This window comes from Chryseolinea serpens, assembly GCF_900129725.1.
Classification (GTDB): Bacteria; Bacteroidota; Bacteroidia; order Cytophagales; family Cyclobacteriaceae; genus Chryseolinea; species Chryseolinea serpens.
In genome coordinates, this window is the sequence record NZ_FQWQ01000002.1 from 385,862 (window position 1) to 407,568 (window position 21,707).

23 protein-coding genes and 1 tRNA gene are annotated in these 21,707 nt (G+C 50.8%); 6 read left to right on the plus strand and 18 right to left on the minus strand.

Annotated elements, in window-relative coordinates; translation table 11 throughout:
- The first annotated feature begins 2 nt into the window (after positions 1 to 2).
- Complete coding sequence (locus BUB30_RS15530; protein ID WP_073135721.1) at positions 3 to 335, plus strand: HipA N-terminal domain-containing protein; 333 nt, start codon at positions 3 to 5, stop codon at positions 333 to 335.
- Positions 316 to 1,266 carry a HipA domain-containing protein gene (locus tag BUB30_RS15535; RefSeq protein ID WP_245804105.1) on the plus strand — a complete coding sequence of 317 codons (951 nt, stop codon included), beginning with the start codon at positions 316 to 318 and terminating at the stop codon, positions 1,264 to 1,266. The genes BUB30_RS15530 and BUB30_RS15535 overlap by 20 nt, the downstream gene beginning before the upstream one ends.
- A 137-nt stretch (positions 1,267 to 1,403) precedes the next feature.
- Here BUB30_RS15535 and BUB30_RS15540 read toward each other — a convergent pair whose 3' ends face one another.
- The 4 genes from BUB30_RS15540 to BUB30_RS15555 form a co-directional block, all read right to left on the minus strand.
- Positions 1,404 to 1,730, minus strand: a complete 327-nt coding sequence (locus BUB30_RS15540; RefSeq protein ID WP_317044201.1) for an ArsR/SmtB family transcription factor — start codon at positions 1,728 to 1,730, stop codon at positions 1,404 to 1,406.
- Between the two features lie 356 nt (positions 1,731 to 2,086).
- Positions 2,087 to 2,944 (minus strand): hypothetical protein, encoded by an 858-nt coding sequence (locus BUB30_RS15545; RefSeq protein ID WP_143164946.1) that lies wholly within the window; start codon positions 2,942 to 2,944, stop codon positions 2,087 to 2,089.
- Positions 2,945 to 3,697: 753 nt separating this feature from the next.
- On the minus strand, positions 3,698 to 4,123 hold the full coding sequence (locus BUB30_RS15550; protein ID WP_073137271.1) for an Ohr family peroxiredoxin: 426 nt from the start codon (positions 4,121 to 4,123) through the stop codon (positions 3,698 to 3,700).
- Positions 4,124 to 4,151: 28 nt separating this feature from the next.
- Positions 4,152 to 5,171, minus strand: a complete 1,020-nt coding sequence (locus tag BUB30_RS15555) for a zinc-dependent alcohol dehydrogenase family protein (RefSeq protein WP_073135727.1) — start codon at positions 5,169 to 5,171, stop codon at positions 4,152 to 4,154.
- Positions 5,172 to 5,241: 70 nt separating this feature from the next.
- Between BUB30_RS15555 and BUB30_RS15560 the strand changes: the two genes are divergently transcribed.
- Positions 5,242 to 6,219 carry an AraC family transcriptional regulator gene (locus BUB30_RS15560; RefSeq protein WP_073135729.1) on the plus strand — a complete coding sequence of 326 codons (978 nt, stop codon included), beginning with the start codon at positions 5,242 to 5,244 and terminating at the stop codon, positions 6,217 to 6,219.
- A gap of 142 nt (positions 6,220 to 6,361) precedes the next feature.
- On the opposite strand, the gene BUB30_RS15565 is transcribed toward BUB30_RS15560, so the two are convergent.
- The 11 genes from BUB30_RS15565 to BUB30_RS15625 form a co-directional block, all read right to left on the minus strand.
- Entirely contained in the window at positions 6,362 to 7,180 is an 819-nt protein-coding gene (locus BUB30_RS15565) for a DUF7151 family protein (protein ID WP_073135731.1), read from the minus strand.
- Between the two features lie 130 nt (positions 7,181 to 7,310).
- Positions 7,311 to 7,381 (minus strand) — tRNA-Cys (locus BUB30_RS15570).
- Between the two features lie 142 nt (positions 7,382 to 7,523).
- Entirely contained in the window at positions 7,524 to 9,524 is a 2,001-nt protein-coding gene (gene rpsA, locus BUB30_RS15575; protein ID WP_084138159.1) for a 30S ribosomal protein S1, read from the minus strand.
- A gap of 476 nt (positions 9,525 to 10,000) precedes the next feature.
- Positions 10,001 to 11,344 carry a TolC family protein gene (locus BUB30_RS15585; RefSeq protein WP_084138160.1) on the minus strand — a complete coding sequence of 448 codons (1,344 nt, stop codon included), beginning with the start codon at positions 11,342 to 11,344 and terminating at the stop codon, positions 10,001 to 10,003.
- A gap of 8 nt (positions 11,345 to 11,352) precedes the next feature.
- On the minus strand, positions 11,353 to 12,039 hold the full coding sequence (locus BUB30_RS15590) for an ABC transporter ATP-binding protein (RefSeq protein WP_073135737.1): 687 nt from the start codon (positions 12,037 to 12,039) through the stop codon (positions 11,353 to 11,355).
- Between the two features lie 208 nt (positions 12,040 to 12,247).
- Positions 12,248 to 12,664, minus strand: a complete 417-nt coding sequence (locus tag BUB30_RS15595) for an OmpA family protein (RefSeq protein ID WP_073135739.1) — start codon at positions 12,662 to 12,664, stop codon at positions 12,248 to 12,250.
- 294 nt (positions 12,665 to 12,958) lie between these two features.
- Positions 12,959 to 13,948 (minus strand): potassium channel beta subunit family protein, encoded by a 990-nt coding sequence (locus tag BUB30_RS15605; protein ID WP_073135743.1) that lies wholly within the window; start codon positions 13,946 to 13,948, stop codon positions 12,959 to 12,961.
- Positions 13,949 to 14,089: 141 nt separating this feature from the next.
- A complete protein-coding gene (locus tag BUB30_RS15610; protein ID WP_073135745.1) occupies positions 14,090 to 15,676 on the minus strand; it encodes an ATP-dependent DNA ligase in 1,587 nt (528 codons plus the stop codon).
- Positions 15,673 to 16,701 carry a ligase-associated DNA damage response exonuclease gene (locus tag BUB30_RS15615; RefSeq protein ID WP_073137275.1) on the minus strand — a complete coding sequence of 343 codons (1,029 nt, stop codon included), beginning with the start codon at positions 16,699 to 16,701 and terminating at the stop codon, positions 15,673 to 15,675. The genes BUB30_RS15610 and BUB30_RS15615 overlap by 4 nt, the downstream gene beginning before the upstream one ends.
- 108 nt (positions 16,702 to 16,809) lie before the next feature.
- The gene (locus BUB30_RS15620; protein WP_073135747.1) at positions 16,810 to 17,307 is read right to left on the minus strand and encodes a SixA phosphatase family protein; all 498 of its coding nucleotides are present in this window, start codon (positions 17,305 to 17,307) and stop codon (positions 16,810 to 16,812) included.
- A 5-nt stretch (positions 17,308 to 17,312) separates the two neighbouring features.
- Positions 17,313 to 17,813: a nuclear transport factor 2 family protein gene (locus BUB30_RS15625; RefSeq protein WP_073135749.1), complete on the minus strand. Its 501-nt coding sequence runs from the start codon at positions 17,811 to 17,813 to the stop codon at positions 17,313 to 17,315.
- 129 nt (positions 17,814 to 17,942) lie between these two features.
- On the opposite strand from BUB30_RS15625, the gene BUB30_RS15630 reads away from it, so the two are divergent.
- Both BUB30_RS15630 and BUB30_RS35805 read left to right on the plus strand, forming a co-directional pair.
- Positions 17,943 to 19,109 carry a tetratricopeptide repeat protein gene (locus BUB30_RS15630; RefSeq protein ID WP_073135751.1) on the plus strand — a complete coding sequence of 389 codons (1,167 nt, stop codon included), beginning with the start codon at positions 17,943 to 17,945 and terminating at the stop codon, positions 19,107 to 19,109.
- A 253-nt stretch (positions 19,110 to 19,362) separates the two neighbouring features.
- Entirely contained in the window at positions 19,363 to 19,491 is a 129-nt protein-coding gene (locus BUB30_RS35805; RefSeq protein ID WP_257791774.1) for a hypothetical protein, read from the plus strand.
- 79 nt (positions 19,492 to 19,570) lie between these two features.
- Here the strand turns inward: BUB30_RS35805 and BUB30_RS15635 are convergent, their stop codons facing one another.
- Positions 19,571 to 20,140 (minus strand): thioredoxin family protein, encoded by a 570-nt coding sequence (locus BUB30_RS15635; protein WP_073135753.1) that lies wholly within the window; start codon positions 20,138 to 20,140, stop codon positions 19,571 to 19,573.
- A gap of 137 nt (positions 20,141 to 20,277) precedes the next feature.
- Here BUB30_RS15635 and BUB30_RS15640 point away from each other — a divergent pair, with 137 nt between their 5' ends.
- Positions 20,278 to 20,553: a hypothetical protein gene (locus BUB30_RS15640; protein ID WP_073135755.1), complete on the plus strand. Its 276-nt coding sequence runs from the start codon at positions 20,278 to 20,280 to the stop codon at positions 20,551 to 20,553.
- Here BUB30_RS15640 and BUB30_RS15645 read toward each other — a convergent pair.
- Positions 20,550 to 21,128, minus strand: coding sequence for a hypothetical protein (locus tag BUB30_RS15645; protein WP_073135757.1), 579 nt, complete (start codon positions 21,126 to 21,128; stop codon positions 20,550 to 20,552). The genes BUB30_RS15640 and BUB30_RS15645 overlap by 4 nt on opposite strands.
- The gene (locus tag BUB30_RS15650; protein ID WP_073135759.1) at positions 21,112 to 21,681 is read right to left on the minus strand and encodes a YkgJ family cysteine cluster protein; all 570 of its coding nucleotides are present in this window, start codon (positions 21,679 to 21,681) and stop codon (positions 21,112 to 21,114) included. The genes BUB30_RS15645 and BUB30_RS15650 overlap by 17 nt, the downstream gene beginning before the upstream one ends.
- Positions 21,682 to 21,707: the final 26 nt, after the last annotated feature.

The following is a 21,707-nucleotide window of genomic DNA, read 5'->3' on the forward strand; positions in this document are numbered from 1 at the left end:
CGATGAGACGCGGAGAAATTTATTATGATGATACACTGGCTGGCATCCTGACGGAAACCGACGATGGTGAATATACATTCACCTATACCGATGACTATATCGCAAAATATCCAAGTCAGTTTTTAACCTTCTCCATGCCGGTAAACAAAACGGTTTATCGCGACAAAAGGCTATTTCCATTCTTCGACGGACTTATACCCGAAGGATGGTTGCTAGACATTGCTGCGAAAAGCTGGAAGATCAATCCCAATGACCGCATGGGGTTGCTCCTGGCGTGTTGCCAGAATTGTATTGGAGCAGCGAGTGTAAAACCTATTGCTGAAAAAGATGAATAACCGGTGCCTGTATTGTTACGAGCTTTTAGAAAAAGAAACTGACTTTCATGAGCGATGCAGCCTGAAATTCTTCGGAACGAAAACCGCGCCTGCATTGGATTATTCGCTCGGAGAAATGGCTGCACTGGCCCGGAATGTTGTCGAGAGCCGTATCGCTGTTCCAGGCGTTCAGCCTAAACTCTCTCTTTCCATGGTCAGCGAAAGCAATGTCGGAAAGAGGTTTACCGTCGTAGGAGCATTGGGTGGTTCGTACATACTAAAACCACCGTCAGCAGATTACCCAGAGATGCCAGAGGACGAGCACGTCACGATGCGCATAGCCGAAGCCTTCGGTATAGAAACCGTACCTTCAAGCCTGATCCGATTAAAGTCCGGCGAGCTTGCCTATATCTCCCGGCGCATTGACCGCCGACCGGATGGAAGCAAAATCCACATGATCGACATGTTTCAAATTACCGAGGCCTTCGATAAATACAGAAGCTCCATGGAGCGCATCGGTGATGCTATTGCCGTATACTCCACCAATACGCTCCTGGAGCAGGTAAGCTTTTTTGAACTCAGCATCTTTTGCTTCCTGACCGGAAACAATGACATGCACTTAAAAAATTTCTCCATGATAAAAAATGGAGACGAATGGAAACTCTCTCCGGCCTATGATCTCTTAAACGTCGTCATCATCAACCCCAAAGATGATGAGGAGCTTGCCCTCACCTTGGAAGGGAAAAAGAAAAAATTGAAACGCGATAATTTCATAAGCCTGGGCAAAGCGTTAGACTTGAATGACCGACAGATTCAAGGCGTGTTTAAAAGAATGGAGGAAAACCAAGGGAATGCGGTAGCGTTGATCGAAAAATCTTTTTTATCAACGGAGATGAAGGAAGCGTATAAAGAAATATTGTTGGAGAGGTATGATGTGCTGAAGACGAAATGATCTCGTTATTACAAAATGGGTGACCCAACCCCCTATCCCCATCCGCCCCGATAGCGATCGGGACGGATGGGGATAGAATCCGTCAGCTGTCAAAACGCCCTGCCTCATATCTTGTTGATCAATTACGTTATTCGATTTCACTGGAATTTTTTAGAATTTTTATCTGACTGGGCTTTTTTAAGGTATTTATCCAAAGATTTAAATTGATGAGTCCAGAATCTTCTATACTGATCTACCCAGTTTGATACTTCCGATAATCGGTCCAGTTTTGCTTCGCAAATCCTCTCTCTGCCCTGCTGTCTTATCATAATCAGATTACACTCTTTAAGAATCTTTACATGCTGAGATACGGAGGTCCGAGTCATATTAAAATTATCGGCTAGTTCATTTACGTTCATTGATCGTTGAGCTAGGAGGCCAATTATTTCCCTTCTTGTGGGGTCAGCAAATGGCCTGGAATACATCTCTTCTTGCGATGGTTGTCATAAGCGTACGGCTACGCAAATTTTATTTCAAATTTGATCCTAACCAGCTGATTATCTGGAAAATAAATTTAAGACAGTATATCAGGTGCCGCGGTAGAATCCGCCAACCTATAGAAGAGCGCTGCCGCTTTTTTAAAACAAAAAAGTCATCCGTCAAAGGCGAAGACATTCAGAGGTTTCGAGCGAATTCGACCCCCCGTAGGAGCTTTTGGAGAGCTCTGCTTAGCCACTCGGCCACGAGACCTTTGTTTGTTGTCGGGAAAACCACGGTCCGTATAGTCGCGCGGAAAGTGGGGCAGCACCAAAAAATTGTTATCCGCGTGACACCTTATAGTTTATTTTGTGACAACAAGATTAAATATGTAACCTAGGCAAACTATGCCTGTCAAGTACTGCAATAATACAAACCCGAACAAAAGAACATTCCTAATTTGAATACTGTGGAGATCAAGCTTCCATCCCCAGAAAATATATCCAGTATAAAGGAATACATAGGGGATTCTCGCAAGGAATAGTAGCAGCTTCTTATGACCAAATTTCTTTTGTAGCTCAAAGTCAATCTCAACAAATTTTTGAAGTTGATAACCTCTACTAAGCAGTATCGGATAAAAGAACAAATTGACAAGAAAAAAGAAAATATTTAGTTGAAATGCTCTGAGCAATACTTGATGCTTTTTGTAACCATAATCCCACCAAAACCTTGTCACGCCGTTTAGCACATGACCAAAAATTCCCAATTCCTTCAACTTAAACGCCTGAAACTCCTTGTCAAGCTTTTCATAATTCAGTGTTTGATTTCTGGACTTGAAATTTTTGAGCAATCTTGTGTATATGTCAACTTTTTCGTCATACTCAAAATCATACCAATCAAAATCCAAGCAAAACTTGCGATAGTCATCAATCCTCAGCTTAGTTAGGTCCTCGACCGACCTTATTCTTAAAATACATACTTCGTTGGAAGGCAATGTAGTCCATCGTGACAGTAGCACTTCGGACGTAAATTCCGTGTTAGAAAAGGTTAACGTTCTCGGTAATGTAACAAAATCCAAATGTCGAATGGTGCTCTCGTAAAAATAAAGGTAGCGGGCTGTTGAAGAGACCATCGCAATATCACCACCAAATATTTGTGCTGAATCCACTATACAATATTCATCGAAACTCACCTGCAAATTAATGGACTCTACGATAGACAAGGAATTGATTTTACATTCAGAGAAGCCTATGCCTTTTTTGGTTCTGACAAACCTCAGATTTTTGACATGAGATTCAATCATGTCAAAATTGTCAAAATTAGCTACGTACATGTTCTCAACTGAGTCGCTAAAACTTGCATGAATGTCAGAATTATCAAACTCTATTTTCCCATCTCGAATTATTACATTCGAAGGGGATGTTCGTGCAAAGATTGAATCCAGTCGCAGCGAATCAGCATAAGTTTCGTATCTCAGTTGTGCGTAACCATCGCAACTTATTAGTTGTATGAGAACGTTGACCAATATCCAATAACGTATCATTGCAGCAGGGGGTATTCGAAAACGTTGATAGTGCTTCAAGAGGAAGATACTGCTAGTATTCCTCCAAAAAGGTATTTAGAAAAAAATCTAAATTCAAGCCTCAACGTGATCGGGTCCCTCGATAAAATCAGGTAACTCACTAATTGTCAGTGGGCTAAGAGCCCAGAACGGATTCGAACTGCCGTAGAACTAGCCAACTGTCTGAAGCGCCTGGTCTCATTTTTTACATAAATAAAAAGTCAACGCGGGACATTTGACTTCAAATTTCTGACGTCTCGAGCCCGGCCGCCTGCGCGTGGCGCTTCGGACGACGAACGACTCGAACCGGTGTAGAATCCGCCAGCTGTCGGGGACTTTGATGGCTCAAATTTCCCATCCCATACACCATTGGATGATCCAGCCGCAGGGTCATTGGCACACCATGCGTCACGCTCATTCCCCCTGGATCAACTTCATCTCAACCACAACATTGTTTCGAATGGCGCGGGAATAGGGGCACACCTCGTGTGCTTTCTTCATCACGGCCTGAGCTATAGCATGGTCAACACCGGGCAGGCGAACATGCAGCGACACCCCAAGATGAAAACCGTCGTTGTCTTTCTGTAGCGACACAAAGGCTTCTACGAAGCTTTCGGTTACACGAATGTTCAGGTGATCTGCAACGGCGCGAAGGGATGTCTCGAAGCATGCTGCATAGGCAGCGGCAAAGAGCTGCTCGGGATTTGTTCCCACTTTATGGTCTGGTTTGCCGAGACCGTCTACCAGGGCAAGGTCGTGTTGAAGAATGTTGTCGGACGAAGTGATGCGTCCATGGCGACCGCCTGTAGCGGTTACTTGAGCGGTGTATATTGTTTTCATAAATTGTTTGTTTAGAGACGTTAGCATCCTATTCCATCGCGATCACAATTTTTCCCATCACTTCTCCGGCTGCCAGATAATGATACGCATCAAGTGCCGCTCCAAATGAAAATGTTTTCTCAATGCGTGGCTGCAGATTGTGTTGTTCGATGGCGCGGTTCATCGCTTCAAATTCAAGACGACTGCCCACAAACCGCGGTTGCAGTGTGACGCAACGAACAAACAACGGTGTGAGAATGGCCCGCGCGTCGACAACGTCAACTTTGCCGAGGGTGGTGGCGGGACTGAGCAACGCGATCTCCCCTCCCATGGCCGTGGCCTGCACGCTTTGTGCCAGGGTGTCGATACCGCCGGTTTCCACCACCAGGTTCACGCCTGCGCCGTGCGTTAGCGCCAGTATGGTTTTGCTCCACGCGCTGTCTGTTTTGTAGTTCAGCACATGATCGGCACCAAGGGCTTTCAGTTTTTCTATTTTCTCGTCGCGCGAGGTGAGCACAAACACTTTGGCGCCCCGCATCTTTGCAAATTGAATAACAAATACCGACACGCCACCACTGCCGATGGTGAGCACGGCGTCGCCCGCGCCCACGTTGGTCAACGCCGACCATGCGGTGAGGGCCGAACAGGGCAAGGTAGATGCTTCTGCATAGCCGAGATTAGCCGGAATCCGCACCACCGAGTCTTCGTGAAGCACGGCATACTCCGCCAGCATGCCATCGAGCGTACAGCCCAACTGATCCATGATGTCCATGCCGATGCGGCCATCACGCCAGCGGGCGAAATAATTTCCCATCACGCGATCGCCCACGCGAAAGCGCGTCACGTCTTTTCCTACGGCCACCACTTCTCCCGCACCATCGCTTAAGGGGACGACGTCTGCCTTGGCGGGCAACGGATAGGTTTGGTGAAGAATATACTGATCGCGCCGGTTGATGGACGCGGCTTTGATCTTGACTAACACATCCTGCGCTTGCGGGGTGGGGATGGCTTGTTCGCGCAGACGGATGCCGTCGATGCTGCCGAACGATTCGAGGTGATACGCTTTCATTCGTTTTGTTTTTGTTGATGCAACAAAGGTATCTTTGCCTCACCGGCCTCAATTGATATTTTACGACAAAATGAAAATTCTCGCCAAACACCTCAGTTGTTTTGTTGACTACGGCCAACTGCGCGGCATACCCCTGCGCGAGTTGCAAAAGGTCATGAAATCGCCTCCCGACTTTGCCGACGCCGATGCCAAGGTGAGCGTGACGGATTTCTATGCCGTGGTGCAACACCTGTCGCTGACACTAAACGATCCGCTGCTGGGCATTCACGTGGGCCAATGTCTCAACCTGAATACGCTGGGCGCCATTTATCGCATCTCGCTAAAGGCCACCACCAACCAGGAAGCCCTACATTATTGTCAATCCTATCTCCAAAAAACATTTCCCAACATCACCATCCACAACGCCACCGCCGGACGCACGGCCACTATTTCCGTTGGTCTGCCCCCGGGCCATGAAACCATCACACGCTATATTCTGGAAACCATTTTAACCGTGATGGCCCGCGAGGTCGCCATCATCTCGGGTGAAGACATCAACGTGAAATTATCATCTCCCCATCACACAAGCGCCTATCCGCCTGAATGGAAGAAGGGCACTACGTTCGAAATGAAATTCAACCAAACCCTTCTCAAGGCCGCCGTGCAGGACAACACCCGTTGGGGACTTGACCTGCTCATTCCCGAATACCTGGCGCTCATCGAAAGCATGGAGGCACAACTGTCGTTTGGCAGCAAGGTGAAGCTCACGGCGCTGCGCATGGCAAAGCCACGCCTGCCTGCACTGGAAACATTGGCTGGATTTTTTAACCTGAACGCGCGCACCTTTCAACGCCGCCTCGTGGCCGAGAACACCACCTTCCGCCAGATCACCGACGACCTGAAACGCGACATCTGCAACCTGCTGATTCTCCACGACCGCTTCTCCGTCACCGACATTGCCTCGGTGCTGGGCTACTCCGAACCGGCAGCGTTTATCCACAGCTTCAAAAAATGGCATGGCCATCCACCTCAAAAAATGAGAACTTCGAACGCGTGGCACGTTAACTGATTTTAACTACAGGTAATGCGATTGATTCTAGCTGGCGGAAGAGCTCTGCGTCTTTTTATAAAAACAAAAAAGTCATCCGCCAGGCGGATGACTTTTTCCTTCCGAGGTCTCGAGCGGTCCCGATAGTTATCGGGACGAACCGCTACTTCTTATAAATAAGCAAGTACGATCCGTAATAGCCGCTGGTTGCAAGTTGTCCCTCTACGGTCGATCGGAACCTCACCCCTAAAGTAATTTCTTTACTGGGCAGGTTTTTGTAGACATTGTCGGAAACCTGGAACTTCCTGTTTTGCCATGCGTTGCCCGAGGAAAGCAAACTTCCTTCGACGGCAACATTATCCGTGATGTTATACAATTCCACTTCCGCCAAATTTCCTCCACCGTAGTTATAAGGCTCTGATGCAAATACGATCGAATCTGTCGCGTAATCGGCCTTGTTGAACTTATATAAGTTGCCTGTAATAACCGGAGTAACGGAGGATGTGGTGCCCCAACCGAAAGGAATTTCTAGGCGTGTTACAAGATCCGGCATACCATTGCCGTTCTTGCCGTTAGTGCCATTGCAGAGGTATTGTGTAGTGGCAACTTCATTGCCAGTCAGCTGACCATCGCCATTCAGGTCGAGACCTGTGATTACCTTCAAGCCACCGTTGGGACAAGCATCGCTTACCGGTTCAGGAATCATATCGAAAATAGACGACGCACCGTTCGTTCCGTTCGATCCGGCTGATCCAGTCTTACCGTTGCAGACGAAGTTCGTGGTCTCCACTTCGTCCGGATTCAGTGCGCCATTCCGATCTTTGTCCAATCCGCTTTGAAGTTTAAAGCCTCCGTTCTCGCAATGCGCTCCCGGGCCTTCCTCGGCAACACCGATCAGCGAGTTGAGACCAGGCTGGCCATCTTCGCCCTGGCACGACAATAAGATAATGGCGATCAAAAAGATAGTTGAATAACGTTTCATAAGATTTTGTGTAATAGGGTTTCAGATGACACATAAAACGACCCTGGAACAGACGTCTAACAGGCTGAAAATTGACGGCTAGCAGAATCAAAAAAAAACCTCAAAACCGTCTCCGGTTTTGAGGTTTCAGAGGTCTCGAGCGGATTCGAACCGCTGTAGAAGCTTTTGCAGAGCTCTGCCTAGCCACTCGGCCACGAGACCAACTAACCGCTTTTCCTATCGGTCGGCATAGCCGCCCGTTCGTCCAAACAGTGTGCAAAACTAAAAAAAACGGGGGTTATTGCAACGCCCGTAAAAAAAGAAAGGTGGCCAAGGCGGCCACCTTTCCGTTCTTTTAAGCTACTTATTCGGCTTTGGGTTCGCCGCTGCCGCCGCTCATTTTCTCTTTCAAAGCGCTCAACGCTTCCAGGTCGCCCAAGGTGGATTTCTCCGACTGTTGGTTGATCGACTGGATGGTGTTGCCCTTTGCGGGAGCCGGTTTCTTCTTGCCTGCTGTGGCGCTCGGTTTTTCTTCCTCGCCCGACCAAACAGCCTTGTGCGAAAGCACGATGCGGCGGTCGTCTTTGGAGAATTCAAGCACTTTGAAATCCAGCGATTCGCCAACTTCCGTTTTGGAGTTGTCTTCTTTCGCCAGGTTCTTGGCAGCGCAGAAGCCTTCAATGCCATAAGGCAATTCCAGCACGGCACCTTTGTCGTTCTTGCTGATGATGGTACACTTGTGAACGCTGCCGATCGTGAAGATCGTTTCGAACGTATCCCAAGGGTTTTCTTCCATATGTTTGTGGCTCAGGGCCAGTCTGCGGTTGGCCGCATCCAGTTCCAGCACTTGCACTTCCATCGTCTCGCCCACCTTCACAAATTCCGAAGGGTGTTTGATCTTCTTGGTCCAGCTCAAATCGCTCACGTGCACCAGGCCGTCGATACCTTCTTCCAGCTCGATGAACAAGCCGAAGTTGGTCAGGTTGCGAACGATGCCTTTGTGTTTGGTGCCCACAGCGTATTTGCTCAATACGTCTTGACGGGTCCAAGGATCTTCGGTCAGTTGCTTGATGCCGAGCGACATCTTGCGCTCGTCGCGATCCAGGGTCAGCACAACGGCTTCCACTTCGTCGCCCACTTTCATGAAATCTTGCGGGTTGCGCAGGTGTTGCGACCAGCTCATTTCGCTCACGTGGATCAAACCTTCCACACCGGGTTGCAGTTCGAGGAACGCACCGTAGTCGGCCACGTTCACGATCTTGCCTTTCACTTTCGATCCTACCTGGATCTCGGTGGGCAGTGCATCCCAAGGGTGTGGCGTGAGTTGCTTCATGCCCAAAGAGATCCGTTTCTTGTCGCCATCGAAATCCAATACCACCACCTTAACCGTTTGGTCAAGCTTGAGCACTTCTTCCGGATGGTTGATACGACCCCAGCTGATATCGGTAATGTGCAGCAATCCGTCTACACCACCCAAGTCGATGAATACACCGAAGTTGGTCATGTTCTTGATCACGCCTTCCAATACTTGTCCTTTTTCCAGGTTGGTCAGGATCACCGCTTTTTGTTGCTCGAGATCTTTCTCGATCAGCACTTTGTGCGATACCACTACGTTGTCGTTGGTGTAGTTGATCTTCACCACTTTCACCTCGATCGACTTGTTCACATAGATATCGAAATCGCGGATAGGCTTCACGTCGATTTGCGAACCGGGCAAGAACGCCTCGATTCCAAATACGTCCACGATCAGACCACCTTTTGTTCTGCGTTTCACGAAGCCTTCGATGACCTCGTCTTTGTCCAGCGCAGTCTGTACATATTCCCAGCCCTTCACCAGCTTCGCCTTGCGGCGGCTCAGCACGAGTTGGCCCATGGCATCTTCCCGTTCTTCAATGAACAGGTCAACGGCATCACCAATCTTCAGGTTGGTCATTTCTTTGAATTCCGCCAGGGGCACAAGGCCGTCTGACTTGAAACCGATATTGAGAATAACGTCGCGGTCGTTAATGCCCACCACAACGCCTTTCACCACTTCACCACTGTTCACAGACGTCACGGTGCCGGAGTACATTTTCTCCATTTCCGCACGTTTGTCTTTGCTGTAGCCTTCGCCGAAACCTTTGGAGTCGAACGCATCGAAGTCAAATTCACCAGGAATTTGTTTTTCGTACTTTGCCTTCTTCAGTTCCGAAACGGGGATAGCCTCGGTAGAAATTTCTTCCTTACCTGCCGATTTGATCTCTGCCAACGGATCATCTTCGTCGATGTCGATCTTTTCGCCTTTTGCCTTTTTCACAGGGCCTTTAGCGTCAGTGCTTTCCACCGCCTTACGGGGTCTTTCGCCTGGTTTTGAAATTTTAGCCATAATAAAAATTCACCCTTTCTATACATGTCCCGGCCGGGTAAACCGCGACACTTTTGGTTATACATGCTGTCCACCCAACCGGGAGGCCAGTCCAGCTCATTCGAGCGGGGTCGCAAAGGTAGTAAAAATCCAGCAATTTTCAGCCATAACCCCTCATCAACCCGCTGATTTCCCCCATTTTAACGCCGTTTAGCCGCGTCAACGGCCTCAGGAGGGCCTTTTCCGATTCAAGTCCCGTCCATCCCAAATCCGCCCAACTCCAATCCCACCTTTTCCCGAAACCCGACCACATTTGTTGGTATCCCGCCAACAAATCTTCTCGGATACCCATCGTATTCAGGAGTTCCCACGCTATCCCATTCCAACAACCGCAAAAGAGTCCTTTCCCACCCGCCGAAGCCTTAACGAAGGCCCGCCCCAAAAAGCAAAAGCCCTCGGTCACGAGGGCTTTTGCGCAATATCGGTCTATCCATCCCCTAAGGAATATCCTCCTCTTTCAACGTACCCATCGCATGGCTGATCAGCAAGCGCTGGAACATCAGCGTATACCTCGCATTCTGAAAATCCCCCTGCGCTTTCACATACGCCTGGTTGGCCGTGGTGAACTGCACAATGTTGGACACCCCGAGGTCGTAACGCTCCTTCTCCATCTGATAGGACAGCTTAGCGGCCCGCAATTGAGACTCCGCTGCCGCGTAGTTCGTTTTGGCATCCCTAAAATTCTGATAACTCCGCAGCACATCCGTTTTCACGGTCACTTCAGCATTTCTATGGCGCACCTTCGCGTTCTCATAATTCACTTTCTGAAACGCTGTCTGCGAGCGATATAAAAATCCGTTATAGATCGGAATGGTCAGGTTAAAGCCATAGCTCTTCATGGTGTTGTCTTGTGTAAACTGGTCGTGAAACGTCCGGTTGTCCTCACCATGAATGTAGTTGTAGCGCGAGCCATACGAAGCGCCGGCATAGAGGCTGGGATAATAGTTTCCTTTCAGCGCTGTGTAACCAAAGCGCGCAGCTTTTTCGGCATACACGGCCTGTTTCAAATCCGCGCGGCGGTCTATTGCCGTGGTATACATTTGATCGAGCTCCAGGCTGTCGGCCACCATGTTGTTTACGTCCCACTCCACATCCTCCACTTCGAAATTCGGGTCGACCTGCAACGTCAGGGACAGCGTGGCCAGGTCGTTCTTCAGTTTGTTGCGCGAGCGCACCAGCAGGAGCTCCGCATTCTTCATTTGATATTCCTGGTTTATCATATCGGCTTCCGCCTTGCTGCCCAGCTCGGATTGCGCCTTGATCTGGCCGTATTGGGTGGTCTGGGTTTGCACGTTCTCCTCGTCGATTTTGATCAACTGTTGGTCCAGCAAGCACATCAGGTACTGGCTCGACACATCGCGGATCACATCTTGTTGCGAGCGGTGCACCATGTGCAATTGAGCCTCGTTGGCATTGTTCGCTTGCTTGTATTGATTCAGGATCCTAAACCCGTTAAATACTGGTACACTGGCGCTTATTGAACCATTCATGTAGTCCACAACCCCGTTAATTACCTCACCTTTGTTTTGGTTAAAGGAGTTACCGTCGTTGCGATACAAGCTACCCTGCGCCTGCACACTCGGTCCCATTTGTAGGAGGGACGCAACTTTGTTCACCTGTGTGTAGTCCAGTTGATTCTTTTGCTGCTGCAACGTCACGTTGTTCTGCAGCCCGATCTTCACCGCTTCTTTAAACGACAACTTCGTCACGGGGGCCTTGAGTTGAGCCCAACCAAAACTTACACTACTGGAAGCAACCAGGAATAATACAATCTTCTTCATGCGTGTTTTTAGACATTAACCGTTACTTGCTCATCCGCCACAATCGCACCGTCGCCAACGCGCACGATGCGCTTGCCAAAGCGGGCATTCTCTTCCGAGTGGGTCACCTGGATGATGGTGATGCCCTCGTCATTCAATTTTTTGAAGATCTCCATGATCTGTTTGCCCTGGTCGGAATGGAGATTACCCGTGGGCTCATCGGCCAACAGCAGTTTGGGCTGGCCCACAATGGCGCGGGCAATGCCTACCAGCTGTTGCTGGCCACCGCTCAGTTGTTCAGGAAACAGATCTTTTTTGGCCACCATGTTGAAGCGGTCCAATAGCTCGGCCACCATGCTCTTGCGTTGTGCACCGGGCACGCCCTTGTAGAGCAGGGGCGTTTCTATGTTTTCGTATACCGTCAGTTCGTCGATGAGGTGATAGGCCTGGAAAATAAAGCCGATGTAGTTTTTGTGCATGTCCGACTTCTGCTTTTCCTTCATCTTGTGCACGGGCTCGTCGAAGAAATAGTATTCGCCCGCCGAGGGCTCGTCGAGCATGCCAACGATGTTCATCAGGGTGGACTTTCCGGCGCCGCTGGGGCCCATAATGGTCACAAATTCTCCTTGTTCGACGTTGAGGTTAACGCCTTTTAAAACGAAAGTCCGCTGAAAGCGCGAATCCACGTACTTGTCAATGTCCTGTAGCTTGATCATGAAAATGGGGTTTGGTTTACGTCGAATTTACCCCTTGGCCAGGCATGAAGCCAACAATAATGCCAAGGGTGTTGAAGCCTTAGACGTGTCAAAAATGCCCTTTGTTGCGCTTCCGCACGTCCGCTTGTGCAAAATGGTGTCCTTTTTCGGACAAGGCAAACTTTAAAGGGCCAAAGACGCCACGAAAGGCGCAAACCCTGTTTTTGTGCTAAAAAATGATGGGATAGAGGATCACATCCACCCGGCGGTTCATCTGCATGCCCTGGAAGGAAGTGTTGCTGTACACGGGGTTGTCCAGGCCCCAGTCTTTAATGGTGATCTTGTGTTCGGGAATGGCCTTGTCCAGCAAAAGCTGCTGCACGGTCTCGCTGCGCATCTTGGAAAGCCACTCGTTGTATTCCTTGCCGCCAATGGGGTCGGTGTGGCTGATGAGCTGGATATCGTATTTGTCGAGCAGGTTGGGAATAGAGTCGAGCCAGTAATAAAGCTCCTCCACCTGGTTGTCGTCCACATAGTAGCTGCCCCCGCCGAAATAGATGCTTTTGCGTATCTCATCCTGCTGCTGGGCGAAGGCCGTACCCGCCAGCATCAGAAGCAACGTCAACGAAAGCAACCCTCTCATCATACACTAAATTTACAGAAGCCCCACTAACAAATGAAATAATTACGGTGCCGAAAAACCCCCACCCGTCGATACCTTCCCCCCATCTGTCTAAAACCCCATCAACCAACCGCCATCCAAGCACCACCAATTTCCCAACACCCATTCAAACTCCACAACATGGAGCAATACCCTCTTCCCAAACTCCCTCTCAAAAAAAATCCCCACACCCCTTTGTTGGTGTCCCACCAACAAATTCCTTTCCCTTTCAACCGCCCATTCAATCCACCATCCTTTTCACCACCCAACAACTCCCCATCAAAAATCACTTCTCTTCGGTTTATTCAACAAAATAAGTTCAATCCTATCCATAATCTCCGGCGTCAATTTATTCCGTGCCTCCAACGCCTGAAAATTCTCCACCAACTGCGCCGCCTTCGACGCCCCCAAAATAACAGAACTAACATGCTCGTTTTTCAGACACCATGCAATGGCCAACACGGGCATAGACAAGCCTATTTCTTTTGCAAACACCGTAAGCTTCCGTGCGCGCTCCAGGTTGGCCTGCGCCAGCGTGCGGTCCTTCAGCCACTCCAGACCTTCAATGCCCAATCGCGTTTCCTTCACAAAGCCTTCATTATACTTTCCCGTCAGCACACCACTGGCCAGCGGCGACCAAACGGTGGTGCCCAATCCCAGGGACGTATACAGAAGTTGATAATCTTCCTCCACTTTGAAGCGTTCCAACATGTTGTATTGAGGTTGCTCCATGGTGGGGCCAATCAACGAATGCCGTTGCGCCACCAGGTGGGCTTCCATGATCTCGGCGGCGGTCCATTCGCTGGTGCCCCAATAGAGGATCTTGCCTTGCTGGATCAGGTTATGCATTGTCCACACCGTTTCTTCCACGGGCGTTTGCTTGTCGTGGCGGTGGCAAAAGAACAGGTCGAGATAATCCACCTGCAGGCGTTCGAGCGACTGCTCGCAGGCCTCCACCACGTGTTTGCGGCTCAGTCCTTTTTGCGTGGGGCGCAGGTCGCTGCCACCCAATCCAAAAAACACTTTGCTCGACACCACATAGCTGTCGCGCCGCCAGCTTTTCTTTTTCAGGATCTCGCCCATCACTATTTCCGACTGCCCGCGTGAATAGATCTCGGCGTTGTCGAAAAAGTTAACGCCATGGTCATACGCCACGGTCATCAGCTCATCGGCCGTTGCGTCGCCCACTTGTTTGCCAAAAGTGAGCCACGAGCCAAAGGAGAGAACACTAAGTTGAAGGCCTGATTTTCCGAGTCTGCGATATTCCATGGGGTGAGTTTTTAGTCGTGAGTATTTAGGGGTGAGTATTTAGTCATCAATGGTGCGTGATGCGTGTTGGGGGAAATGAAAGTTGGTGCATCCCTGGCTCCCGTTCAAGTGTTCTTTTATAATTTTTTTAAAAGGCAACGACTAGCCGTGGGTGTTCAGCAATTGTTGCAGGTCCTGCAGGGTATTTGCTTCCGCGACGGCTTTGTCTTTCCGCCAGCGGTGGATGCGCGGGAAACGCAGGGCAATGCCCGATTTGTGACGGGTGGATTTGGCAATGCCCTCAAAGGCGATCTCGAACACCAACTCCGGCTTCACACTGCGCACGGGGCCAAAGCGTTCGGTGGTGTTTTGTTTCACCCAGCGATCCACTTCGCGGATCTCTTCGTCGGTCAGACCGCTGTAGGCTTTTGTGAACGGCACCAACTGGTCGCCACTCCACACGGCAAAAGTATAGTCGGTATAGAGGTTGGCGCGACGGCCGTGGCCGCTCATGGCATAGATCATCACGGCGTCGATGGTGAACGGATCGATCTTCCATTTCCACCAATCCCCGCGGCGACGGCCATCGCGATAGATCGAGTCTTTGCGTTTCAGCATGATCCCCTCGCTGCGATATTCACGCGAATGCGTACGCGCCTCGCGAAGCTGGTCCCATGTAGAAAAGTTTATCGTCGGCGACAGTTGCAACACCGGATGGGGTTTCGTCGCGGCAAGCGCCTCCAGCTTTTCCCGGCGGGTCGTCAAGGGCCACGACCGGACGTCGGCCCCCTCCCATTCCAACACATCGTAGGCGACAAACGCCACGGGCACTTCCTGCAACAATTTTGAGGTGATGGACTTGCGGCCGATGCGCGTTTGCAAGTGGTTGAACGAAAGCGGCAGGCCATCGCGAAACGGAAGGATCTCCCCGTCCAACGCTGTGCCATTGGGAAGTAATTCCAGGAAGGCCGCATATTCCGGATACTTATCCGTGACCAACTCCTCTCCTCTCGACCACACAAACAGTTCTCCGTTCCGCACGATCACCTGGCCACGGATGCCATCCCATTTTCGTTCGGCTTGCCATTCCGTTGGGTCTCCGAGTTCTTCCACTGTTCCTTCCAGCGCGTAGGCGAGATAGAACGGATAGGGTCTTGAAATATCCTGGGTGTCCTCCGTCAAAACCAATGTTTCATAGGTCGTGGTCTCGGGCGACCAGTTGCCCATCAGCCGGTGGGCGATGACGTTCTCTTTTACCCTGGCATATTTAGCCAACGCTTTCACCATCAATTGCTGCGACACGCCCACGCGAAAACCGCCCGTGATGAGTTTGTTAAATACAAAGCGGTCGACGCCGCCCAGCCGGTGCCAGGCCCAATTGATCTTCTCCTTTTTTTCTTCGATGCTCATCGGCTCGAGGCTTTTGATGAAGTTGATCCAAAACGTCAGGGTTTCATCCGATCGTTCATCGGGTTCCGGGAGCACCAGCGAAATGGTTTCGGCCAGGTCGCCCACCACGCTATAGGATTCTTCAAACAACCACATCGGCAGCCCCGCCCGTTCGGTGGCCCATGTGCCGAGATAGCCGGCACTCACCGTGCGCCGGGGCCGGCGGTGCGAAAGGATGGCAATGGTCCAGATACGGTCTTGCGTGGCCGCCACTTCAAAGTACGACACCAGAGCTTTGATCTTGTCCAGGGTCTTTGTGGTCTGGTCCAGCTCGGTAAACAGTTGGGCAAAGCGCTTCATGCTTCCAGGGCTTTATCTTCGGTTGCTTCCGCCATTTCGCTCAGTTCGCCTTCGTATTGCGTTTTCACTTCGCGGGCGTCGAGGCCGTGTTCGGTCAGCCAGCGGGCGAAGATCTCGGAGTAGCCGTGGGTGACAAACACTTTTTCAGCTCCGGTCTCGCGCACAGCCTGGTTGAGCTCGCGCCAGTCGGCGTGATCGGAAAGGACGAACCCCCTGTCGGCACCCCTGCGCCGGCGTGTCCCCCGCAAGCCCATCCACCCGGAGGCAATGCCCAGCGAAAACGGCTCAAACTTTCGCAACCAGGGCGAGCCGATCGCCGAGGGAGGGCAGATCACCAAGGCACCTTCAAAGTCGGCGCGTTTCATTTCAGGCAGTACCCGCACCGTTGGGGGAAGGATCATGCCTTGCTCACGAAAAATATTGGTCACTGTTTCGATCGCACCGTGCACCATAATTTTACCCAGCGTGGCATCCACGTTCTTTAGAATGCGCTGGCTTTTGCCCAGCGCATACCCCGCCAACACCGCCACCTTGCCCTCCTCCTGGCTTTTGCGCCACCACCGGTTCACCTCATCAAACACGTCGGCTTGTGATGGCCACGAGTACACCGGCAATCCAAATGTGGATTCGGTGATGAAGGCATGGCATCTCACCGGCTCGAAAGGTTCCGACAGACCGTCGTGCTGAAGTTTGTAGTCGCCGGAGAAGACCCACACCTCGCCGTTCAGTTCCACCCTGATCTGGGCCGAGCCGGGGATGTGACCCGCCGGGTGAAAAGAGAATTGCACGCCGTTGATCATCACCGTCTCGCCAAATGCAACGGATTGGATATTATCCGTTAGTTGCAGACGATGTTTGATGATCGGTTCCGCAGGGGTGGTGCACAAATATTGTTCGTGACCCCAACGCGCATGATCCGAGTGACCGTGTGTGATCAGGGCCTTCTTCACCGGTTGCCACGGATCGAGATAGACGTCGGCGGCGGGGCAGTAAATTCCTTTGGCTGTAAACTCAAGTAAATTCATGCCTGATGGTTTGTGCTTCATGAAGGATAAACAACCCGCGCCGTTAAAAGATCGGGATCGTTTAAAAATTGAAGATTAAAAACACGCGTTTCAAAATCGATCCGGAATTCAATAGTTCAGCACCGTCACTTTTGCCGCGCCCGATTCCAACACGTCGATCACCAGCAGGTTCCCGAATTCGGTTTCCTCAAAGTCCTTGAATTGTGCTTTGCCCAGCAGCCGGTTGGCCATGCGTGGTGTGGTGTTGGAATGTCCGCAAACCACTACGGTATGGCCGGCATGTTTTTTCAGAATGGCGTCGATCTCCTCTGGTTTTTTGGGGTCGTAGGTCTGAACGGTCAGGCCTTTCGCCTGGGCCAACGGAGCAATCGTGTTTCGGGTGCGCTGGAAAGGTGATGAGTAGATGGCGTCCACGGTGGTGTTCTTTAACAGTTCCGCCAGGCGGGTAGCGCGTTCGAGGCCCTGCGATGTCAGGGCGGGATCGTCCGTGCCGTCGTTCACCTTTTCGCCGTGGCGCATCAGGATCACCGTGGTGATCGTTTGTTGGGCCAGGGCTGGGGTGAGCATGACCATCAGAAAAAGGATGGATGGGAGGATCTTCTTCATAAACACTAGGGTGTATGTTTTTGCTGTATGGATTTGGGGATCGTGCAATTTTCCGTGCGGCGCGTATCGGCCAGGTGGAAGATCTTCCAGCCGTCTTTTTGCTTGTGCAGTTGGAAGGCATCCACGCCGCAGTGGCTAAAGGTGTTGCCGATGTAAAAAGCATAGTCACACCACACCTGGGCGAAGTCGCCATCTTGTTGCACCTTCACATCCCAGATCTCTTCATACCAGGTTTGCGGGTGCGGAGTCCCCACGGCTTTCAGAAATCCCTGGGCTGAGGCCTCACGTTGCAACACAGGGTTGCCGGTCTTGTCGCGGCGCACGGTGGCCATGGTGATTTCGCGCGCAAAGGCGGCGTGCACCAGCGCGCTGTCGCCGGTTTCCATGCCTTTGAAAAGCTGTTGGATGGTGGACGTGATGGCCGGATCGGGCGGGGGTTGCTGCGCTACTGCAAAAAAGCTGCAGGCTGTAAACAGAATGGCAAGAAGGGCATTTCGGTATATCATATATTGATTACATTTATTACCATAGCTTCGAAGGCAATCAAACCCAAAGTCTTGGTTTTGCGACCCGGTTTGCCATCGGGATGCTAAATATGGAGAATAGTTGTTAATTTTAGACTCCCATTTCAAGCCATGAAGCCAAACGTCTGCGGTTCGTTCTATTTAGCTTTCTTTTTGTCTCTTTCCGCTTTCGGTCAAAAGATCGACAGCCTGCAGGCCGTTCTCGACACCGCCAAGAACGACCATAAAGTGAAGACCCTCAATGAGCTGTTCCGCGCCAACCTGCGCACCGATCCCGTCAAGGCCTTGGGCTATACCCGCGAGGCGCTGAACCTGGCCACCGAGATCGGCGACAAAAAAGGTATGGCCGCGTCCTACAACAATTTAGGGATCATCTACCGCAATCAAGGTGCCCTCGACAAGGCGTTGGACTACTACATCACCTCGATGAAGATCTACGAAACGCTGGACAACAAAGAAGGCATTGCCTCTACCAAGAACAACATCTCCACCATCTATTCCATCAAAAAAGAATATGGCCAGGCCATGAAGTACCTGGAAGATTCTTATGCCCTTTTTGTCGAGCTCAAAGACGATCGCAAGATCATCGGGTCCATGAACAACCTGGGCAACCTCAACCTGGAGATCCAGTTGTATGAAAAGGCCATGAAATATTTTTCAGAAGCCTCGCAGCTCAGCGACAAGATCGGGATCAAGTTTGCCGATCCCCTCAATAACATGGGCAACATCTATTTCCGTCAGGGCAACTACGAACAAGCCGTGGAGTTCTACGAAAAAGCCCTGGCCATCGAACGCGCCAACGACAACAAGCTCGGCATCCTCAACGTGCTCACCAACCTGGGCATCACCTATGCCAAAGCCAAGCAACCCAAGCCTGCGGCGCAATACCTCGACGAAGCCACGAAGCTCTGCCAGGACGTGCAGGCCTTCTCTTTCCTGCCCCCCCTCTACAAGGCCCAAGCCGATAACGCCTCCAACCAAAACAACTGGAAACTGGCCTACGACATGATGCTGAAGTACGACGACGCCCGTGAAAAGATCTTCGGCGAAGAAAGCACGCGCAACATCGCCCAGATGGAAATGGTGATCGACTTCCAGGAAAAGGAGAAGGAATTCGACATGCTGCAACAGCAAGGCGAGATCACCAAGCTGGAACTGCGCAACACCCGCATGTTCATTCTGCTCATCATCCTGGCCGTGTTGGGCATTATTGGCGCCCTCAACTTTTTCTACATCAATAAGAAAGTACGCCACAAGAAAAACTCACCCGTGGCGTAGACGCTACCGGGAAATCGCCGGGTTGGGATGAGCGAAGCACGCGCTTTTCAGCACCGGAAAATATTTCACCTGCATTGCTGCCATCCTCCTCACAACGCGCTACCGTTTGTCACTACTTTTCGGGGGGAATTCGCCAGTTAAAACGATTGCAGAAGGTGTTGTAGAGCAAGCGCGGTTTCGCTAATAATTAATACAAAATCCTTTCAAGGTTTCCCTTCAACCTATACCTTTGTCGAGTAAACAAACTACTTCCATGTTTCATCAATTTATCGGGGACGGCGCAAACATTTTCATCGCCATCGTAGCGGTTCTGGTCGGATTTGCCACAGCTTTGGGCTATATCGACTTTTTGAAGACCAAAAAAGAAGGTAAGAAGGATTGAATCAACTGCTAACAATACCAAAGAAAAAGCCTTGGCAGTAACGATGTCAAGGCTTTTTTATTAAGGTACAAGTTGCAGTTCAGGGTTCGTTCCGCTGGCTTCCGTAGGGCGATTTGTAGTGGCTTTGCCATTCGTCCCACTTTTCGGTTTTGTAGTGGCCTTCGCCAATGAACTGGGCCATCATGTGAAATTCTGGCGCCTTCCTGTAGCCCGGCAGTGGTTGCAGCATATCAAAATTCTCATTCAGAAAAACCACCGTCGGATAGCTGAGTTGATTGTTCAATAACGCGGCCGCCAACTGGTGATAGCCCCGGTCGCCGCTGGGAACAAACTTGAACACGTGTCCCTTGAACGTTACGTCGGCCGTTTGTTCGGCGTTGAACTTCACCGGGTAGAATTTGTCGTTCAGCAGTTTGGCCACGAGCGGGTCATTAAAGGTCTCCCGGTCCATCACTTTGCACCAGCCACACCAGTCGGTGTAGACGTCAATAAAAATCGGCCGTTTCTCGGTGGTTGCCTTTTTCATGGCTTCCTCCAGCGTCAACCATTTCACGGGGCCTTCCTCGGGCACACGGCTGGTTATCAGGGCCATGGAGGTGGTCAGCACCACCAGGGCGGCTGCGGCAATCACGACAATTATTTTCTTCATAACCTGTAATACGGTTTATCCTTCGTCAACAAATCTAGCCAGAAAAGAGGTCAGGCGCATACCTTAATAATTTCGGCATCGGCCGAGTAACCTATGTTCCGCCGTGCGGTATCCACTGTACGAAACAACCAGATCCAATGTCCACATATGAACGCTATATCGCCCTCTACCACAAAAATAAAGCCCTAAATGGCTTTTTCAGGGCTGGCATGGCATTGGCAAAGAAGAAAAACGTGAACAGAAGATTTACCTATAAAGAACTTTCCATTATCCTGGGCATCCTGGTGGCCGTCCTCGTGGTCATTGTGCTCACAGTGCCCGTCCTGCCGGCCCACGCCATGGGGCTCTCCTTGCCCGAAAAACCGGCGGTTGGCCAGGCTGTGCTCAGGGTGGTTTTGGACACGCTTTTCTAGCCCTTGCGCCTGCGCGGCGCCTCCTTCAGATCAAAATAATACGTGTTGATGTTGAAAACCAGTGAGAACCGGTTGCGGGAAATGCTGGTGATGCGCTCTTCCGAGATGGGTATGGAATAGCCGTAGAACAGATCGGCAAATCCCAGTATCGAAAGTCCGACCTTGGGTGTGGCCACCCAGGCTTTGCGGTTCGCTCCCTCCGCATTGTAGTTGTGATCGATGAAGTAGGTCACGTCGAAGGCTGCCCCCAGCAACCCTGCCGTAAACTCATATCCCAGTTTTGGGCCCACCAGGACATTGCTTTGTTTTATAAAAAGATCCACCGTGCAATAAGGCCCTTTGGAGATCAACGTGAGGGGATGACGATAGATGGAATGCCACTGCACCCCCATTTCGACAAACAGCCGGTCCTGAACACCCACCCCAAGCTTGGGAACGATGAGGGGTTTGGTCCAAAATTCTGTGAACGGACGGTTGGTGCCAACGGAGTCACTAGGTTGGGCATACGCGCTGCTTGCGCTGAGAAAACAGACGCAAAAAAATGTGTACAACCCATATTTACTCCCGGTAAGCATAGTAATGCAATATAACCTCTATTGCCCGCTTTATGGCCTCATTGATCGGGAAAAATTCACGCGTCAGTTCGAAATCTATCGCATGCAATTGCATGTAGAATTGATTCATCACCGGCACGGGTTTCTCCTCTACAATTTGTGCGGCAGCGGCTTCGTACTGCGGTTGTTGTTCGGTCTTGATGATCTGGCACGTCACGAGTTCTTTCGTGCCGTATTTGTTGGTGCGCGCCGAGTAGCCAAAGAGACGGCAAATCAAACCACGGTGTTTGTATTCGCTGCACAAGCCGGCTCCCGGTTGCGTTGGGTTGAGAATGTGACAAATCGCCGAGTCGGAGGATTTGATCTTGTCCAGCCATTCGAAGGCACGGTTCTCGGTGTAGAGGTAATGGGCGAAAGGAAGAAATTCAAGGATGGTGGCTTCAATGTCCGGTTTGAAACAACATTTGCCACAGCCCCACGCACAATGCAATCCCGACCAGGATTGAAACGTGGAGATCTCCCGGTCAAGGTTTTCGAACACTTCTTCAACCGCACGCACTTTTTCTAGCAACATGGGGCAAAGGTAGCAATTGCATCTTA

What these genes read in the sequence shown, in the direction of transcription:
- BUB30_RS15530 (WP_073135721.1), top strand. Translation starts at nt 3, where the DNA reads ATGAGACGCGGAGAAATTTATTATGATGATACACTGGCTGGCATCCTG.
- BUB30_RS15540 (WP_317044201.1), bottom strand. Translation starts at nt 1,730, where the DNA reads ATGTATTCCAGGCCATTTGCTGACCCCACAAGAAGGGAAATAATTGGC.
- BUB30_RS15550 (WP_073137271.1), bottom strand. Translation starts at nt 4,123, where the DNA reads ATGAAAACAATATACACCGCTCAAGTAACCGCTACAGGCGGTCGCCAT.
- BUB30_RS15555 (WP_073135727.1), bottom strand. Translation starts at nt 5,171, where the DNA reads ATGAAAGCGTATCACCTCGAATCGTTCGGCAGCATCGACGGCATCCGT.
- BUB30_RS15560 (WP_073135729.1), top strand. Translation starts at nt 5,242, where the DNA reads ATGAAAATTCTCGCCAAACACCTCAGTTGTTTTGTTGACTACGGCCAA.
- BUB30_RS15565 (WP_073135731.1), bottom strand. Translation starts at nt 7,180, where the DNA reads ATGAAACGTTATTCAACTATCTTTTTGATCGCCATTATCTTATTGTCG.
- rpsA (WP_084138159.1), bottom strand. Translation starts at nt 9,524, where the DNA reads ATGGCTAAAATTTCAAAACCAGGCGAAAGACCCCGTAAGGCGGTGGAA.
- BUB30_RS15585 (WP_084138160.1), bottom strand. Translation starts at nt 11,344, where the DNA reads ATGAAGAAGATTGTATTATTCCTGGTTGCTTCCAGTAGTGTAAGTTTT.
- BUB30_RS15590 (WP_073135737.1), bottom strand. Translation starts at nt 12,039, where the DNA reads ATGATCAAGCTACAGGACATTGACAAGTACGTGGATTCGCGCTTTCAG.
- BUB30_RS15595 (WP_073135739.1), bottom strand. Translation starts at nt 12,664, where the DNA reads ATGATGAGAGGGTTGCTTTCGTTGACGTTGCTTCTGATGCTGGCGGGT.
- BUB30_RS15605 (WP_073135743.1), bottom strand. Translation starts at nt 13,948, where the DNA reads ATGGAATATCGCAGACTCGGAAAATCAGGCCTTCAACTTAGTGTTCTC.
- BUB30_RS15610 (WP_073135745.1), bottom strand. Translation starts at nt 15,676, where the DNA reads ATGAAGCGCTTTGCCCAACTGTTTACCGAGCTGGACCAGACCACAAAG.
- BUB30_RS15615 (WP_073137275.1), bottom strand. Translation starts at nt 16,701, where the DNA reads ATGAATTTACTTGAGTTTACAGCCAAAGGAATTTACTGCCCCGCCGCC.
- BUB30_RS15620 (WP_073135747.1), bottom strand. Translation starts at nt 17,307, where the DNA reads ATGAAGAAGATCCTCCCATCCATCCTTTTTCTGATGGTCATGCTCACC.
- BUB30_RS15625 (WP_073135749.1), bottom strand. Translation starts at nt 17,813, where the DNA reads ATGATATACCGAAATGCCCTTCTTGCCATTCTGTTTACAGCCTGCAGC.
- BUB30_RS15630 (WP_073135751.1), top strand. Translation starts at nt 17,943, where the DNA reads ATGAAGCCAAACGTCTGCGGTTCGTTCTATTTAGCTTTCTTTTTGTCT.
- BUB30_RS35805 (WP_257791774.1), top strand. Translation starts at nt 19,363, where the DNA reads ATGTTTCATCAATTTATCGGGGACGGCGCAAACATTTTCATCGCCATC.
- BUB30_RS15635 (WP_073135753.1), bottom strand. Translation starts at nt 20,140, where the DNA reads ATGAAGAAAATAATTGTCGTGATTGCCGCAGCCGCCCTGGTGGTGCTG.
- BUB30_RS15640 (WP_073135755.1), top strand. Translation starts at nt 20,278, where the DNA reads ATGTCCACATATGAACGCTATATCGCCCTCTACCACAAAAATAAAGCC.
- BUB30_RS15645 (WP_073135757.1), bottom strand. Translation starts at nt 21,128, where the DNA reads ATGCTTACCGGGAGTAAATATGGGTTGTACACATTTTTTTGCGTCTGT.
- BUB30_RS15650 (WP_073135759.1), bottom strand. Translation starts at nt 21,681, where the DNA reads ATGTTGCTAGAAAAAGTGCGTGCGGTTGAAGAAGTGTTCGAAAACCTT.